The following is a 16127-nucleotide window of genomic DNA, read 5'->3' on the forward strand; positions in this document are numbered from 1 at the left end:
CTTTACAAGAAAGAGACCCGAATTGACCATTTGTCCCATTGCTTGCTCGTTTCATCTCACCGTACAATGAACTTGTATTGTTTCACTTGTTGAATGTTTCGCTCTCATTTTTGAAAGGAAGTGACGCTATGAATCCAAAGTCAGGTCTCACCTATTCATTCGCGGCTCTCGCAGCGGTCAGCGTATTGGCTCATACAGATGAAGCCGCCGCCGCAAGTACACACACGGTGCGATCCGGTGATACGTTGTGGTCCATTAGCCGATCCTACGACCTTTCCGTTTCGGCATTAAAATCGTTGAACGGATTGACGTCTGATTCCATCCGAATCGGTCAAACGCTTCAAGTATCTGGTTCTGGGTCGACAGGCAGTTCGTCACTCTCAACGTCGAGCACGACGCGCATGGCGACGACGGATGCGTTAAATTTACGCTCGGGCGCCGGGACGTCCCATCGAATCCTATTGACGATTCCAAAAGGAAAAGTCGTCACGCCAATCCAAACGAACGGCTCATGGTCAAAAGTGAGCTACGGTGGTCAAACGGGGTGGGTGCACAATGGATACTTGAAAAAGACTTCAACGTCGACTCCCACAACACCTGCACCGACGACACCGCCTAGCGTGAAACCGAGTGCGACCACCGCGAAGACGAAAGTCAATTTGAACCTTCGTGCTTCTAAGTCGACGAAAGCCAGTATCGTATTGACGATTCCAAAGGGGAAAGCCGTCACGGTGCTAAAACGAGAAGGTTCATGGTCACAAGTCAAATATGGCTCACGCACAGGTTATGTCGCTCATACATATTTAACGACATCAGGATCCGCGACACCGTCCACACCTGTCACGACTACTCCAAACCCAAGTACTCCTACGGAAAGTACGGTGAACCAGCAGTTTATCACGACGGCGAACTTGAACGTACGCCAAGGCGCCGGCATCGGCTATGCACTCGTGACGAATATCCCGAACGGTACGGTCGTTCAAGCGACGAAGAAGTCAGGTGACTGGTATTACGTCACGTATAACGGTAAATCCGGTTACGTGAGCGCTGGGTATTTGAAGCAGACGACGACAACTCCAAGCAATCCAACCCCGAACGAAGGCGATGCCGGTGCCGGGAATGCGGAAGTCGATTATGTCGTGAACACACCGTCCCTGAACGTTCGGTCGAGCGCGTCGACGAACGCGACGATCATCGGGAGCGTCAAGGCCGGACAGACATTACGTGTCGTTCAAGCATCAAACGGCTGGCTTCAAATCTACTATGGCAATACGGTCGGTTTTGTCGCTTCCGCTTACGTCAAGACGGTCTCAAAAGGTTCGACCGGAACCGAAGGACCGACGTGGGTGGAAGGTTCGTATGATGCGAATTCATACTATACGTATTACCCAACGGCGATTCGGGCACAGGCGAACGAGTCGAGCAGTACGATCGGTTCGACGCTGCGCGGGGAATTGTTGAACGTGATCGGGGAAACGACGACCCACTACAAGCTCGCTTCAGGTTTTGTTGCGAAGTCAGCTGTCACCGAAATCACGGGTCAGAACGCGCAGGCGACACGACTTGCTACGATTCAGGTCGCCAAACAATACGTTGGTACCCCATATGTATGGGCCTCATCTAGCCCGGCAAATGGTGGTTTTGATTGTTCAGGTCTCATCTATTATGTATTCAATCAGTCAGGCGTCAGCATCCCACGCACAAACGTGGCCAACTACTGGGCTGGTGCTTACTTTGGTCCACAGTTACCGACGTCCTTCGTCCCTCAGGCGGGTGACCTCGTCTTCTTCGAGAATACGTACACTGCGGGACCTTCGCATATGGGCATCATGATCAATGCCGATACATTCATTCATGCCGGCTCGTTCGGATTAGGTTACAACCAAATTAGTAAAGAACCGTATTGGCAATCACGCTTGATTGGTTACAAACGACCGTGACTTTGGTCACGCCATAAAACCCGACGAAAGTCGGGTTTTTCTTTCGTTTTGCAGGATTTTCATCCAGTGAAACGGAATCGGAAGTATGATGAAGGAAAAAAGGAGGTGCCGGATGGGCCAACCCCGTTTTGCTAAAATTCCATACCGTACTTACACGATGGTACTCGCAATCGCTTGTCTCATCGGTGTCTTGATGTTCGGACTCGGGACGAGTTATTACTGGCATGAAAAACAAGAAGCGATCGACGAGACGATCACGAATTTGAATCAGGCGGCAAACCTCGCTGGCGTCGAAGCGTATGTCACCTTGTTCGAGGCGGCGACTCGCTATGAGGATCAATCGAATCAAACGACATCATTTCTTTCTATCCCTTATAAAGAGCGCGCGCTTCAATACAATGAACGACTGCAGAAAGACTTTGAATCAGGTGTAGACGAACAAGAACGAGAGACGCTTCAGACATTTTCGAATGACTTGGAAGGCGTTCTCGATGCAGAACAGTTCGAAGCGGTCCCGTCTGATGTCATCAGTTCAATCAATCGGCGTTGGCTCTATCAAGCGCTCGAACAGACCAATCAACCGAACGCCACGTATGAGCTGACGGATGCGATGATGCGAATGCAGTCAATGCTTATGCGCAATAGCGAGACGTTGTTCCAAGAGACGATTGACGAGGAACAATTGATGAGCACTGTTGATTTGATTGTCAATGAAGCGACAATCATTCAAAAAATCATCGATCAAAACGAAGCGTTACAAACAAAAGCCGTCATCGATGTCGCAGAAAGTGGTCAAACGTTTGCGAATATGGCCAGTCGTGAAGCGTCACTTGAAGCCCGTTACGTCAATTCGACGAACGTTTACGAAGATGCCTACGCTGCCCTTCGCTCGATTCGTTCCACGTCCGAGACGATGTTGCGAGAAGAAAGTAAGCATTATCAAGTCCTTGCCACGGCATCGTTTGTCATGACACTCCTCTTATCGCTCGGACTGCTTTTCCTGCTCTACTATACGCGTAAACGGTATAATCATGATTTGGCGCATCTGAAAGCACGTGCGCTCGCCATCGACCCAAGCTTAGAACCGGTCGAAGCGACATTCCCGAAAACACATGACTTCCGTGGCATCGAGGACGAATTACGTGAGATCGCGGTGAGCGTTCATTCGACCGTCCATGAACTCGAAAATCGCTCACAAGAACTCGTCCGCTATCACGAACGTTGGTCATCGCTCTTCTCCGAGACGGGTCTCGCCATCGCCTTGATGGACGATTCGTATAACCTGATGGAACGCAACGAGATGTTCCGTCAATTTTTCGGGGACCGAAACTTATACGAAATCAATCAGTTGTTCACTGATACGGGACGGCGAATGTTCGAGCAAGCACTTGAAGGCGTGACCGACCAAGGGACGAGCGCCCAGTTCATCATTCATTTAAAAGGTGAACACACACGCTATTTGAACATCAAGCTGACCCCGCTCAAACGGGAAGAAAAACTGACGTACTATTTGATTGTCGAAGATGAGACCGACCGGGTCGAACGGGAGCGAAAAGTCGACCGACTCGTCCGCTTCGATTTGGCGACGAATCTCTATAACGAGTATGGATTCATCAGGAAGTGGGAGCGTCAAGAGATTGACGGAACGTTCGTCCTGATTCGACTGCACGACTACCATCACCTTGTCGACTGGTACGACCCGGCGTATGCGGACTTACTCATGACAGAGTTCGCCCGCTCTGTCGAAGCCCGTCTATCGAAATATGCGCACCATCTCTTCGGTCGATATCGGGATGATATGTTCATGTTATACGTGAAAGGTTTCACTGCCGAGGATGAACATGAACTGCTGGAATTGTTCCCGAGCGAAGTGACGGTCAATCACAAGCGACAAAACGTACACATCCAAATCGGCGCGACCGAGACGAAACCGGCGTATAACGATTGCCTATTCGAGGCGATGAAAGCTTTGCAACATGCGAAAGAAACACGTACGCCGCTCGTTTGGTATGACTCTGACATTCTAGCTCAGATGCAGCTCGCCGCCTTAATCGAACAGGCACTTCCGGATGCGATTCGAAAAGGTGACTTGACAATCGCCTATCAGCCGCAAGTCGAGCTGAAAACTGGACGCGTCGTCGGTGCAGAAGTACTCGCTCGTTGGACACATCCTGAGATGGGCATCATTCCACCGAACGAATTCATCCGAATTGCCGAGCGGTCTGATCAAATCCTGTGGCTGTCACACAACATCCTCGACCAGACGATTGAACAACTCGTCGCTTGGCAAGGAACTTCGTTTGAAGACATCTCTCTCTCGTTCAACTTGTCGGCCCACTCCGTCGACCCATCAATCGTGACGAAACTTCGGGATTCGATTGAGAAATATCCATGGTTACCGGACCGATTGAAAATCGAATTGACCGAGTCATCGGATATCATGTCGTATGCGAGCGAACTTGAACGGTTAGAAGATATCGCCGATCTCGGGTATTGTCTCTCGATTGATGACTTTGGGACTGGATATGCCTCATTCGAAGCGATTTGGCACTTACCGATTCAAGAAGTGAAAATCGACCGGATGTATGTGAGTGGGAAAGCGAAAGAGAGCACGTCATTCTTACGTGCCGTCTCACGCTTTGCGAACGAACAGCAGTTGACCGCTCTCGCGGAAGGCATCGAGACCGAGAGCGACCTGTCCCGTATGATTCGGGAAGGGGTCGAGCTCGGGCAAGGTTACTACTTCTCACCCGCACTCGATGCGGCTTCATTTGAATCATGGGTCAAGACGAAGGGACACTCGAATTGAGTGTCCCTTTCTTCAGCGAGAACGAATGTCCTCATATAACTGCCTCGTCGCTTCTGCCGAGGACTGATTCAGATAAATGGGTTCTTCCGACCAATCGAGTCGAATGACCGGCTCGACATCACGGTCGATAAAGAGAAGAACGTCCTCCCCTGCTTTCGTCCGAAAATGTCCCGTCAGACGTGATCCCGATTCCGCCCCGCTCGTCCGTCGCGCAATTTCGGGTAACGTCGTCCACGTCACATCTTCGAGTTCATCGAATGGGATCTCACGGCTATAGCTCCCCTCAATGACAATCGTTGAGTCTGTCACCGTCACCTCGGTCGGTTGACTGAACCAAAACATGAGCGCCGGCACTCCGACGAGTAAGACGACGGAGACGATGACAATCGGGATGAGGCGTTTTTTACCGCCCGGTCTCAAACGCCCTGATTCGTCATAGATGTTGCCGTCATACTTTTGCATACGCCAAAGCATAGCTACGATGAAGACAATCATCACGATAAAAAATGGAGCGAGTGAAATGTCCAATTCAAATCCTTCGATGAGCGCGATGAGGAGAAAGATAGCACCAATCCCGTAACACATCCACGCGACAAGACGTGCCACTTTTTGAATGTTCACCCGTTCCTTCTTCTCTCTCGACATCGTATTGTAGCCAGAAATCAAATCGTGCCATCCGAGACGGTCTACCGCAAAACCGAGTGCGATGACGATGACCGCCGCCAATACAAGAATCCACATGTGCCTCACCTCCTCTTCTTTCCTTTACGTCATGAGTTACACAAAAGATTCATCCCACACAAAAACAGGACCGCTGAATGAAGCGGTCCCTCAGAAGATTTAGTTTGATGTCGGGGTGTTGGACGGACGTTGCATCCGGCCGATGCCTTCGTACGCGACGTCACCCGGGTCACGCGCGAACTTCCACGCATTCCGCGCATCGATCAACCGACGTTGACGCATGCCGGAGAAGGCTTCCGGTGCCAAGTTCACAAGCTCTTCCCATTCCGTAACGAGAATCGCATAATCTGCATCTTTCAAGGCTTCTTCTACAGACGCTGCTTGTGGATATTCCCATGTTGCGATCGGGTCATAGCCGATGACTTCCACGTCTCGTGCGACCATATGGTGTGCGAGTAGAATGGACGGTGCATCTCGCATATCATCCGTTCCTGGTTTGAATGCCAAACCGAGAATGGCGACACGCATCTTAGGTTCTAGATGAAGTTTCGACAATACGTATGGCGCTTGTGTTTCGTTCACTTTCGCTGCCGCCTTGATGACGCGAAGATTGACGTCATTTTCTTTTGCGACATGAAGAAGCGCATCCATATCTTTCGGGAAACAAGAGCCCCCATATCCGATTCCAGCGTTGAGGAACGAACGCCCGATCCGTGGGTCGAGCCCCATCCCGTCCGCAATCGTCGTGATGTCAGCCCCTGCCTCATCGGCTAGACGAGACAAGTCGTTCATGAAGCTGATCTTTGTCGCCAAAAAGGCGTTCGAGGCGTATTTGATGAGCTCGGCATTGATCGGTGTCGTACAGATGAGCGGGACGCCAAGTCGGCCATAAATCCCTGCCAACTCTTCGCAAACCTCAAGGTCCTCACATCCGATGATGACACGATGTGGTTTCATGACATCCGCGAGGGCGCGCCCTTCCTGTAGAAACTCGGGTACGATCGCAAACGTATGAGAAGGATACATGATTTTCAACAAATCTGTCGTGCCAGGTGGGACCGAGCTACGAATGATGACCTTGTGCTTTGTCTTCAATTCAGATAGAGCTGTCTCGATATAAAAGAGGTCACAACTTCCATCGGGCTTACTCGGTGTGCCGACCGCGAGAACCAAATAGTCGACATGATCTGCATCCGCGATTTCGTCGGTCAACGTGATTTGATCGGCGTGCTCTTGTAACACGTCCGCCATGCCCGGTTCGTGGAATGGAGGGTGACCACTCTTCAGGAGAGCTAACTTCCCTTGGTGCGTCTCGACCCCGATGACTTCATGACCAGCTTTGGCCAATCCGCATAGTGTCGCCAATCCAACATATCCTAAGCCTATAATTCCAAATTTCACATCAGTTCCTCCTTCAATCATCTTTTCTAAGCGTACTCAAATACGCCCAAGAAGTGAAGCTTCTAACACTCTCTCGATGTTCTTTGCTATAATGAGTCAAAATGATGGGTGAAAGGACAAACCGTATGGGCTTAATCGCTTTCTTGTTGGTGACGTTATTGATTTATTTTTGGCTTCCAGTCCGGGGGGGACTGAAAACCTTTTTACTTGTGTTGATCATGGTGAGTGGTTGGCTCTCCATTTTTGAGCTCGTTTCAATCTTAGAAACTCGACCATGGGTATTCGCTCCAATCCTGATTGTCATTGTGTCAGTGATTTGGAAAGTACAACGCGACCGAAAACAGCAAATGAAGAAAAGTGTTTGACCTCGGTCGGGCGCTTTTTCTTTTTGTCCTATTCGAGAAAGTGTGTGAAATTCCTGCATGCATACAAAAATCCTCGTTTCATCGACGAGGATTTGACGTTATTGTGTCTTTAACTTTCTTCTTAAATGAACGATGTACAAGAATGCTACCGTCAACAGAAGCGCAAGCAACGACATCGTCCACGTTCCGCTAAAGAAGCTTGATTCTTCCACAATCGGTTGCTCGACACGTTCGCGAATCGTTTCCGCCTCTTCTTCAGAAACGACCAGTTCGTCTTCCCAAGTCCAAGTCGCCCCTGTACCCGATTCGGTCATCGTCATCTCGACTTGATAAGTGCCCGCATCTAGTCGTTTCGTCAGCGGGAAGCGAAAACCCGTCGATGTGTAAGGGACGAGCTTCGCCTCCATCGCATGATCGAGCTTCACATCTTGTTCATCCGATCGAATCGTCATTTGAACGTCCAAGTCTTGACTGATGGAGCCGGATGCATTCATCACTTGAAACGCGATGTGCGGATAATGATGCTCTTGATTGACGTTCACGCCTTGCCATTCTGGAAAAAACGGGACTTGTTTGACCGAAGTTCGTAAGACGACGCCAATCACATATTCATATCGATTTTGAAGTCCGACCTGTGCATCTTCTTGTCGCTCTGTCGTTTCTGAAACACGGATTCCTCCCAAAATGACACCGTCCACGTCTCCGTTCACGCTGTTCAACACGAAAGATACACGCTTCGACTCACCTGCCGCAGCCGTTACGTTTTCATCAAAAGTGGATACAAGTTCTGTGAAAGAGAGATGATTTGAGATGGCTTTCTCCTGATCATACATGACCACCCCGTTCTCATTCGTATAGCCATTCCCAATCTTTACATCGAACGTTTTGTCTTCAGACGCATGGTTGTGGATAATCACGTCTAACGTCGTTTCTTCATCTTGCTTCACGAGCAAGTCAAAATACCCGACACGGTCATTCGTTTGCTGAACATGTGGGACCCGTTCAACGGAAAAGCCCACTTCTCCGGTTTGCGCGCTTACTGGCATCGTGGAGCTGACGAATAGACAAACGAATAAGATGGAGAGTAATCCGTAACATCTTTTCATACCCGACCCTCTCACGGTGCCAAATCAGGACTGAGTGTCCATGTAAGTTCGGACGTATGCTCCCCGACTTGCTTCGTATTGATTGGGATATCCAAAAACACACCGACATTTTCTGGTCCAATCCAATGCGCAATCCATGTAAAGGGTGCTTCTCCCGTATCAGCCGACAAGAGTGGGACTGCATCGCCACCCGCGTCCACCCGAATTTCGGTGCCTCGTAAATCTGGTCCATCGAATACACTGTTCGTAGCCGGACTGTCCACGACGCCGTTCAAGAATGTCAAATAGGCACCTGTCAACGTTGCGACTCCATTGCTCATAAATGTTGAAGCTTTAACTGAAACCGTCCACTGCCCCGGGATGATGCGGCGATCGGTCACTTGAAGGAATGGACCTTTCGTGAGTGAACCACCTTTGGCAGGAAGCACTGCTTCATATCGCGCCGCCAAATCATTTTCAATCTCGTTTGACCCGAAATAAAGATGCGGAACGAAGTCGAGCGTCAGATCACCAGCTGTATCGTTCACGTCCCCGTCTCCTTCATTCGGTTGGGGGTCCAAGACGATATCCGGATTTTCTGGATCTAAAATCTCAGGCGGCTCGAGGTCGACAAAGTCAATGATGGCGTTTGTCGTCCCTGTCGTCGCAGCATTTACCGTCATCACATTTCCAACAACCCATAATCCAATCATCCAACCCGTTACTTTATTCCATTTCATCATCGGTCATCTCCTTTTCAAGGCGCGTTGACGAGTGTCCAAGTAATCGTTGAGTAATATTGTTGCGCACGTGGTGTTTGTGTTTGTAAATCGAGAACAATCCCTTCATCAGAAGGATAGGAAAGTGTTGTCGGTTCCGTTTCCATCACGCCGGACGTGATCAGTTGTGGTCCTTGTTCAAGAGGCAACAGTTGTCCATCCGTCGTTCGAAAGTGGACACTGTTTTCGAGAACATCTCCCTCACTCGTCTGTAACGGCGAGGCGTTGACTAGGAGTCGCCACGGATAACCGAGTGCCCGCTCATGCGACACAATTAATGTCATCATCATTTGGCGATTCACCGTTCGTCTCGCTTCGTGAAGGGGCACAATCCCAAAATCAATCGTGGAGGGCACAGTTAAATAAAACAGAGGACCCTCTAACGTAAGCGTCCATGAATCGCTCCCGTCGGAAAGGAGTTCAATGTCCACGATTTCGTTCGTCACCTGACTAAAAAACGTATATTGCTGTGGGTGTCCTAGTGGTAGCGATGACAGTGTAAAACTGAGCGTGAACTTATACGTGGACCTCGTGAGTAGCGAGACATTCAATAAGTCATTGACGTTTACAATGACTTGTCCGCTCTCAGGATCGACTGTCAACGCATTGAACGTCCCAGTTTTACGTCCAACCTCCGCACCAATAACACTAATAGACGGTACATCGTAGGTTCCAGTCAAACTCGCTTGATTGATGTAAGGAATCAAACGAGTCGGAATTTTAAAGATGACGTATCGGTTTTTTAACAGGTTCAAATTGAGAACCCCACTCCCCGTGGCTGTCAATGTCACGCGGTCTGAATATGAACCGTCCAAGGTGAGGTCATCAAGCAATGATATGCCGATAATCCCGGATACTTCCTCCGCTGTTTCTGCCTCTTCCTCTGTCACTTCGTCCGATGACGGAGGAGTAGAAGGAACGTCTACAGCAGGCATATCTTCAGTCGGGATGTCCTGATTTGGTTCCCTGGATTCGGTGACAGGTGGGGTGGTCGGGAAATCTCCCTCTTCGTTTCGTTCAGGCACTGTCGCACCTGAATCATCCGGTATCGGAATCATCTCAACCGGTTCTTGGATTTCCTTTTCGTCTACGTCAGCGTCAAGTGGCGGGGGATGTTCTTCTGATGGCGGAGATGACTCCGACGGATTTGGTGGAATCACCTCTTCCGGTGGGGGATCGGGATCCTCCGTTTCTTCAATTGGTACTGGTTCTTCCTGACATTCTACGCACGTCGCATCGTTCGTTGCTTCATACACAAGCGGATGATTCAACGAGATGAACCCAATTAACAGCATCGCGAACAGTAAGTACTTTTTTTCCATAGACCCCTCCATATGTTAAGAGACGACGGGAACAAGATACTACATACATTATATCCATTATCAGACAATTAAAACTTTCAATATGTCATAAATGTTCTATTTATGTATGTCGAACTCAAATAAACACCTTCTGCTTTTGCAAAAAGGTGTTTCAATCATGTATAGATTCATTTCCCATAAACGCTTCCATCGTCGCTGAGGTTTCAGAAGAGATCCCATCTCGTTTAAATACTTTATAAACCGTTTGAACAACAATTTTCCAGTCCCCTAAAAACGTGATATGGTCCACGTATCGAACATCTAAGTTAAACCGGTCTTCCCACGACAAACGGTTACGCCCATTCACTTGAGCAAGTCCGGTCAATCCAGGTCGCACCTCATGACGGCGTTTCTGTACCACACTATATCTAGGTAAATATTCGACAAGAAGCGGCCGAGGACCGACAATCGATAAGTCCCCTTTGATGATGTTGATCAGACTTGGTAACTCATCGATGCTAAGGGAACGTAACTTCTGACCGAATGGTGTCAAACGCTTCTCATCGGGAAGCAGTTCTCCATGTTCATCTCGTTCCTCTGTCATCGTCCGAAATTTGATTAAATGGAATACGACGCCATCCTTACCCGGGCGTTCCTGTAGAAAGAAGATGGGACCCCCGAGCTTGATTCGAATCATCACACCGACAACGAATAAGATTGGGCTCAATACGAGTAGTGCGAGCGATGCTAAGGTGATGTCTTGCATTCGTTTAAAATGACGTTCATACATATTGAACCTCCCCCTTTCTATAGAGAAGCGTACATTTTTTCGTAGTAATCGCGATAAGCTCCCGTTACGACGTCCTCCACCCATTCTTGGTGCGTGCGATACCATTCAATCGTCTCTTCCATTCCCTGTTCAAACTGATAACGAGGTGTCCAACCGAACTCTTCCCGCATTTTAGAGGCATCGATCGCATAACGTCGGTCATGACCAGGTCGGTCGGTGACGAACTGAATCTTATCGTCTGATAGTTGAAACACTTGTAAAATCGTACGAACGAGTTCGAGATTCGTCTTCTCGTTGTTTCCACCGATGTTATACACCTCACCGAAACGACCCTTCTCCCGAACGAGATCGATGGCTTCACAATGGTCTTGAACGTGTAGCCAATCCCGAATATGTCCACCATCCCCATATACAGGAAGCAGTTTCCCAGTCATGCAATGATGCACCATGAGCGGAATCAGTTTTTCTGGGAATTGATACGGTCCATAGTTGTTGCTGCAACGTGTCGTTTTGACGGGGAGCCCGTATGTTTCATGATACGAACGTACAAGTAAATCCGAACTGGCTTTTGATGCTGAATACGGGCTATTCGGTGCAATCGGTGATTCTTCCGTAAAATAGCCGGTCTCGCCGAGTGAGCCATACACTTCATCTGTCGAGACGTGAACGAAACAGACACCCTCTCGGTACTCCCGACTGTATTTGTCATCCGGATGTAGCTTCCAGTGACGCATTGCTACATCTAACAGCACTTGTGTCCCGAGTACGTTTGTCGATAAAAACAGCTCGGGCTCGAGGATGCTGCGGTCGACATGGGATTCTGCCGCAAAGTGAACGACTTCATCCACTTGAAATAGCGTGAACAGTTCATCGATGGCGGGACGATCCCGAATGTCCACTTTTCGAAACACGTAGAGCGGGTCGGTCTCAAACTCCTGGATGTTGTTTAGGTTGCCTGCATACGTCAACGCGTCGACGTTAAGAATGCGGGACGTCGGATGTTTTGCCCGATAGTGTTTTATGAAATTTGAACCGATGAACCCGGCTCCGCCAGTCACTAGGATCGTATGCATTTGTCTGTTCCCCTTCCTCTACGAGTGAGATTAAATATTGACCGTAGTCGGTCATCTTGAGCGTCAAGCCGATGTCCCGAAGCTGTTCACGTGTGATAAAACCACGGCGCCACGCAATTTCTTCAAGACAAGCGATATAGTAGCCTTGTCGTTCTTGCACCGTCTGGACAAAGATTGAAGCTTTGATCATGCCTTCCGGCGTCCCTGTGTCGAGCCATGCCATCCCCCGACCGAATAGGACGACGTTCAGCTCACCCCGCTCGAGATACATATTGTTGATGGATGTGATTTCAAGTTCTCCCCGTGGTGACGGTTTGACTTGTTTTGCGAATTCGACGACTTGATTGTCATAGAAGTATAGGCCGGGTACCGCATAGTTCGATTTTGGAACGGCCGGTTTTTCTTCGATGGACACGACACGATGATTCTCGTCAAACTCGACAACACCGAACGCCCGCGGATCTTTCACCGGATACCCGAAGACCGTCGCACCTTTCGTCTTCGCTTGGGCGTCTTTTAAGAATCGGGTCAAGTCAGGTCCGTAGAAGACGTTGTCGCCTAAAATGAGGCAGACCGAATCATCACCGATGAACTCTTCTCCTAACATGAAGGCATCCGCTAAGCCGACGGGTTTCGTCTGGACTTTATACGAGACGTCAATCCCGAGCTGATGGCCGTCACCGAAGAGGCGTTCATACCCTCCGATGTCTTGAGGAGTAGAGATGACGAGCACTTCTCGGATACCCGCGAGCATCAAGACCGACATCGGATAATAGATGAGCGGCTTGTCGTAAATCGGTAAGAGTTGTTTCGATACAGCTTTTGTCATCGGATAGAGGCGCGTCCCGTTCCCGCCCGCTAATATGATCCCTTTCATCGTGTCATCATCCTTTCTCTCAAGATGTCACAAATTCGCGTGACGTCGGTCGGTGTCAAATCAGGGTAGAGTGGCAACGTCAGGACGCGATTCGCGATTTGTTGGGCGACCGGTGTCCGGCGGCTCGCAAATCGATTTTCCATCCAGTCGTAGTCCGTGACGAGTGGATAAAAGTACTTTCTCGTCAACACACCTTTTGCAGCCAGTACCGTCTCCATCTCGTCTCGACGATTGACCGCATCCGTGAACACGATTGGATAGTAGGAATGATTCGGGTGGACGCCTGGTTGATATTCGAGTACACGAATCCCTGGGATTCCTTTCAAAGCGGCGTCATACAGTTCTCGAATCTGCTTCCGCTTCGCCATCACTTCATCGATATGACGAAGGTTACACAGTCCCATCGCCGCTTGAAATTCATTCATTTTGGCATTCCCACCTGGTTCTTTGACGGTTTCAGGACCCGTGATGCCAAAGTTTTTTAGTCGCTCGAAGCGTTGTTTAAGTGCCGGGTCATTGAATGTGAGTGCCCCGCCCTCAATCGTATGGAAGACTTTCGTCGCATGAAAACTGAACATCGAGACATCTCCGAACGTTCCGATTCCACGTCCGTTCAGCGTCACCCCGAACGTATGGGCTGCATCATAGATCACTTTCAACTTATGTTTTTTCGCGATTGCCTCAATGGCCTCGACATCACATACATTTCCATATACGTGCACGGGTAGAATGGCCGATGTTTTTGATGTAATCAATCGCTCGATTTTTGAAGCATCGAGCGTATAGTTGTCTGCTCGAATGTCTCCAAAGACAGGTGTCAGTCCTTTTCGAATCAACGCGTGTGTCGTCGAAGCGAACGTAAACGGTGTCGTGATGACTTCCCCTGTCAGTCCGAGCGCCTCGATTGCCGCCTCTAACGCCAAGTGACCGTTCGTGAAGAGCGCTACCTGTTCGACGTTCAAATAGTCTTTCAGTGCTTGTTCGAGTTGCTGGTGCTTCGTCCCATTGTTCGTTAGCCATTTTGACTCCCATAACGATCGAATCTCTTCCACATATTCTTCGAATGGAGGGAGTGCCGACTGAATGACCGGAATGACGGGCTCATGCGATGGTAGCGGTGGTGTACTCGACTGAAGATCAACGATGTGCAACATATGCTTCCCTCCTAAGTCGGTTGATGATTGGCGACAAGTTCGTAACGATGAAGCATCTCATGAATGTGTTGAGCAGAGCAGTTCATCATGCAGTCGATGATGGACATGTAAGGCAGATACGTATCCGTTCCCTGCCTGTAAGCCGGGAGGTCTGACTGTAAAAAGGATAGTGCTATACCAGCATGTTGGAACGATTCCTCATCATAGAGTGCTCGCCCATTAATCGCATTGATGTAATGGGTCGCGCCGAGCTGCCTACAATAATCGATTACACGTTCTTGTCCTCTCAAAGTCGGGTCTCGCTCAAGTTCTGATGTCAATAGAAAGCGAGTATCGATTTGGAGATAGCGCGCCACTTCTTGTAGACTTTGAGCGAGATAGATCGCGACGTTTCGTTCTGGATTCGACAGCGCACGTTCGAGAACCGGCATCACCTCATTGAAATAAGGTGCTTTTTGATATGCGTGATGCAGCTGTTTGATTTGCCGCACAACCGTCTCTTCCGCAAGCGCTCGTTCATGTTCACAAATCAACTTGTTCTGGCTCATCTTTTGAATGGATAAGGTGAATGGATGGGGTTCACCGTCGATCACGATCTGATTCCGATGAATCCATCCCTTTTTGATAAATTGGACATCGTCGAAGATGACAAATGTATCGACGGCGTGCATCAGTTGGAAGTAGCCGATGTAGGGGAAAAAGTACGGCTGCATGATGGCGACTTTCATACGAACACTCCTTCACGAAATGATTTGCTTCTCCCGCAACGTGTCATAGTACCCTTTTGCCGTCACATCATTTCGATGGAATTTCACGAGCTCACGAGAGAGTTTGCCGTGTTCGATCAAGCGTTCGGGATGCGCCAAGTATTGCTCGATTCCCGCTTCGATCGACTCCACCGTGACATCACACATGTAACAGTTCTCTCCATCTACCGAATGATGCGATACGTTGTTGATTTGATTGCTGATGACGACCCCCATGCCGGAAGCCCGTGCCTCGATGATCGTCCCGTTCCCGTTCGAGTAAGTTGCCGGGAGAATCAAGATATCGGCTTGTTCGTACACAATCGGCATCTCGTCCCACGCCCGAATCTCATCTAAGAAATGAACGTTCTCGAGATGATGTTCCGCGATGTATGATTTACAGGCTTCGAGTTGTTGACCCGAGTGGTTCAAGTAAAGCTCTAGGTTGTATCGTTTTGATAAATTGCGATACGCCTCGAGGACGAGCAGTGGCTGATACCGTTCGACCAGGCGATTCGCGAACAATAACTTGAACGTGTCCCCTTGTTTTTTATGACGGAGACCATGATCGAAATAGGCATCGATATCTTGTGCATACGTGGCATGCACGACTTTATCCGGATCGAACTGTAGCTCCCGTTTGAACTGATCGACCGCGACCGTTCCCATGCCGAAGAATAAATCCGCATCTTTGAACATCCAATGCAATAGCTGTGTTTTTCGAGGGTTATCGATCCGATTCATCAATCGATCTGACGGGTCATCGTCGTTTTGAAGTGGACGGAGCGGTTCACTCATGACGACCGTTTTGATCCCTAACCGTTTCGCCACTTTTGTGATCAATGCGTGCATCGGCATGAATCCTCCGAGCAAGATGATGTCAGGCTTGAAACGAATGAGTTCAGGAATCAACCCGAGTGAGAGATAGCTCAGTTTCGGGAACCGTTTCGAGTATTTTAAGATCTTACATTTGTCTCCGAGCGGGATTTTCCACCAGTCCGGTCGATTCGCATCCAAGTGTTCATAAAACCAAAACTCTGCATCGAAATATTCTTCTAAGGCGTAACAGAGCTTCACTTGGTACGGAGACGCGATATTACTGATAAAGACAAGCTTCTGTTTCATC

General features: G+C 49.1%; 14 protein-coding genes. 3 read left to right on the forward strand and 11 right to left on the reverse strand.

What is annotated here, in order from left to right:
* Nucleotides 1-128 precede the first annotated feature (128 nt).
* Both KNP62_RS06080 and KNP62_RS06085 read left to right on the forward strand, forming a co-directional pair.
* Nucleotides 129-1940, forward strand: coding sequence for a C40 family peptidase (locus KNP62_RS06080; RefSeq protein WP_214784329.1), 1812 nt, complete (start codon nt 129-131; stop codon nt 1938-1940).
* Nucleotides 1941-2052: 112 nt separating this feature from the next.
* Nucleotides 2053-4749 (forward strand): EAL domain-containing protein, encoded by a 2697-nt coding sequence (locus KNP62_RS06085; protein ID WP_214784332.1) that lies wholly within the window; start codon nt 2053-2055, stop codon nt 4747-4749.
* A gap of 12 nt (nt 4750-4761) precedes the next feature.
* Here KNP62_RS06085 and KNP62_RS06090 read toward each other — a convergent pair whose 3' ends face one another.
* The gene (locus tag KNP62_RS06090; protein WP_214784335.1) at nt 4762-5490 is read right to left on the reverse strand and encodes a DUF3784 domain-containing protein; all 729 of its coding nucleotides are present in this window, start codon (nt 5488-5490) and stop codon (nt 4762-4764) included.
* A 99-nt stretch (nt 5491-5589) separates the two neighbouring features.
* Complete coding sequence (locus tag KNP62_RS06095) at nt 5590-6831, reverse strand: UDP-glucose dehydrogenase family protein (RefSeq protein ID WP_214784338.1); 1242 nt, start codon at nt 6829-6831, stop codon at nt 5590-5592.
* Between the two features lie 104 nt (nt 6832-6935).
* Here KNP62_RS06095 and KNP62_RS06100 point away from each other — a divergent pair, with 104 nt between their 5' ends.
* The gene (locus KNP62_RS06100) at nt 6936-7196 is read left to right on the forward strand and encodes a hypothetical protein (RefSeq protein ID WP_214784341.1); all 261 of its coding nucleotides are present in this window, start codon (nt 6936-6938) and stop codon (nt 7194-7196) included.
* A gap of 98 nt (nt 7197-7294) precedes the next feature.
* Here the strand turns inward: KNP62_RS06100 and KNP62_RS06105 are convergent, their stop codons facing one another.
* The 9 genes from KNP62_RS06105 to KNP62_RS06145 form a co-directional block, all read right to left on the reverse strand.
* Entirely contained in the window at nt 7295-8302 is a 1008-nt protein-coding gene (locus tag KNP62_RS06105) for a DUF916 domain-containing protein (protein WP_214784344.1), read from the reverse strand.
* 11 nt (nt 8303-8313) lie between these two features.
* Entirely contained in the window at nt 8314-9021 is a 708-nt protein-coding gene (locus tag KNP62_RS06110; RefSeq protein WP_214784347.1) for a WxL domain-containing protein, read from the reverse strand.
* 17 nt (nt 9022-9038) lie between these two features.
* Complete coding sequence (locus KNP62_RS06115; RefSeq protein WP_214784350.1) at nt 9039-10382, reverse strand: hypothetical protein; 1344 nt, start codon at nt 10380-10382, stop codon at nt 9039-9041.
* 151 nt (nt 10383-10533) lie between these two features.
* Nucleotides 10534-11172, reverse strand: coding sequence for a sugar transferase (locus KNP62_RS06120; protein WP_483299209.1), 639 nt, complete (start codon nt 11170-11172; stop codon nt 10534-10536).
* Nucleotides 11169-12224: a dTDP-glucose 4,6-dehydratase gene (rfbB, locus tag KNP62_RS06125; RefSeq protein ID WP_214784356.1), complete on the reverse strand. Its 1056-nt coding sequence runs from the start codon at nt 12222-12224 to the stop codon at nt 11169-11171. The genes KNP62_RS06120 and rfbB overlap by 4 nt, the downstream gene beginning before the upstream one ends.
* Nucleotides 12130-13101 carry a glucose-1-phosphate thymidylyltransferase RfbA gene (gene rfbA, locus KNP62_RS06130; protein WP_214784359.1) on the reverse strand — a complete coding sequence of 324 codons (972 nt, stop codon included), beginning with the start codon at nt 13099-13101 and terminating at the stop codon, nt 12130-12132. The genes rfbB and rfbA overlap by 95 nt, the downstream gene beginning before the upstream one ends.
* Nucleotides 13098-14255 carry a DegT/DnrJ/EryC1/StrS family aminotransferase gene (locus tag KNP62_RS06135; protein ID WP_214784362.1) on the reverse strand — a complete coding sequence of 386 codons (1158 nt, stop codon included), beginning with the start codon at nt 14253-14255 and terminating at the stop codon, nt 13098-13100. The genes rfbA and KNP62_RS06135 overlap by 4 nt, the downstream gene beginning before the upstream one ends.
* Nucleotides 14256-14266: 11 nt before the next feature.
* A complete protein-coding gene (locus KNP62_RS06140; RefSeq protein WP_214784365.1) occupies nt 14267-14983 on the reverse strand; it encodes a WbqC family protein in 717 nt (238 codons plus the stop codon).
* A gap of 12 nt (nt 14984-14995) precedes the next feature.
* Entirely contained in the window at nt 14996-16126 is a 1131-nt protein-coding gene (locus KNP62_RS06145) for a glycosyltransferase family 4 protein (RefSeq protein WP_214784368.1), read from the reverse strand.
* Nucleotide 16127 lies beyond the last annotated feature (1 nt).

It is taken from the genome of Exiguobacterium sp. s183, assembly GCF_018617655.1.
Lineage (GTDB): Bacteria > Bacillota > Bacilli > Exiguobacteriales > Exiguobacteriaceae > Exiguobacterium > Exiguobacterium aestuarii_A.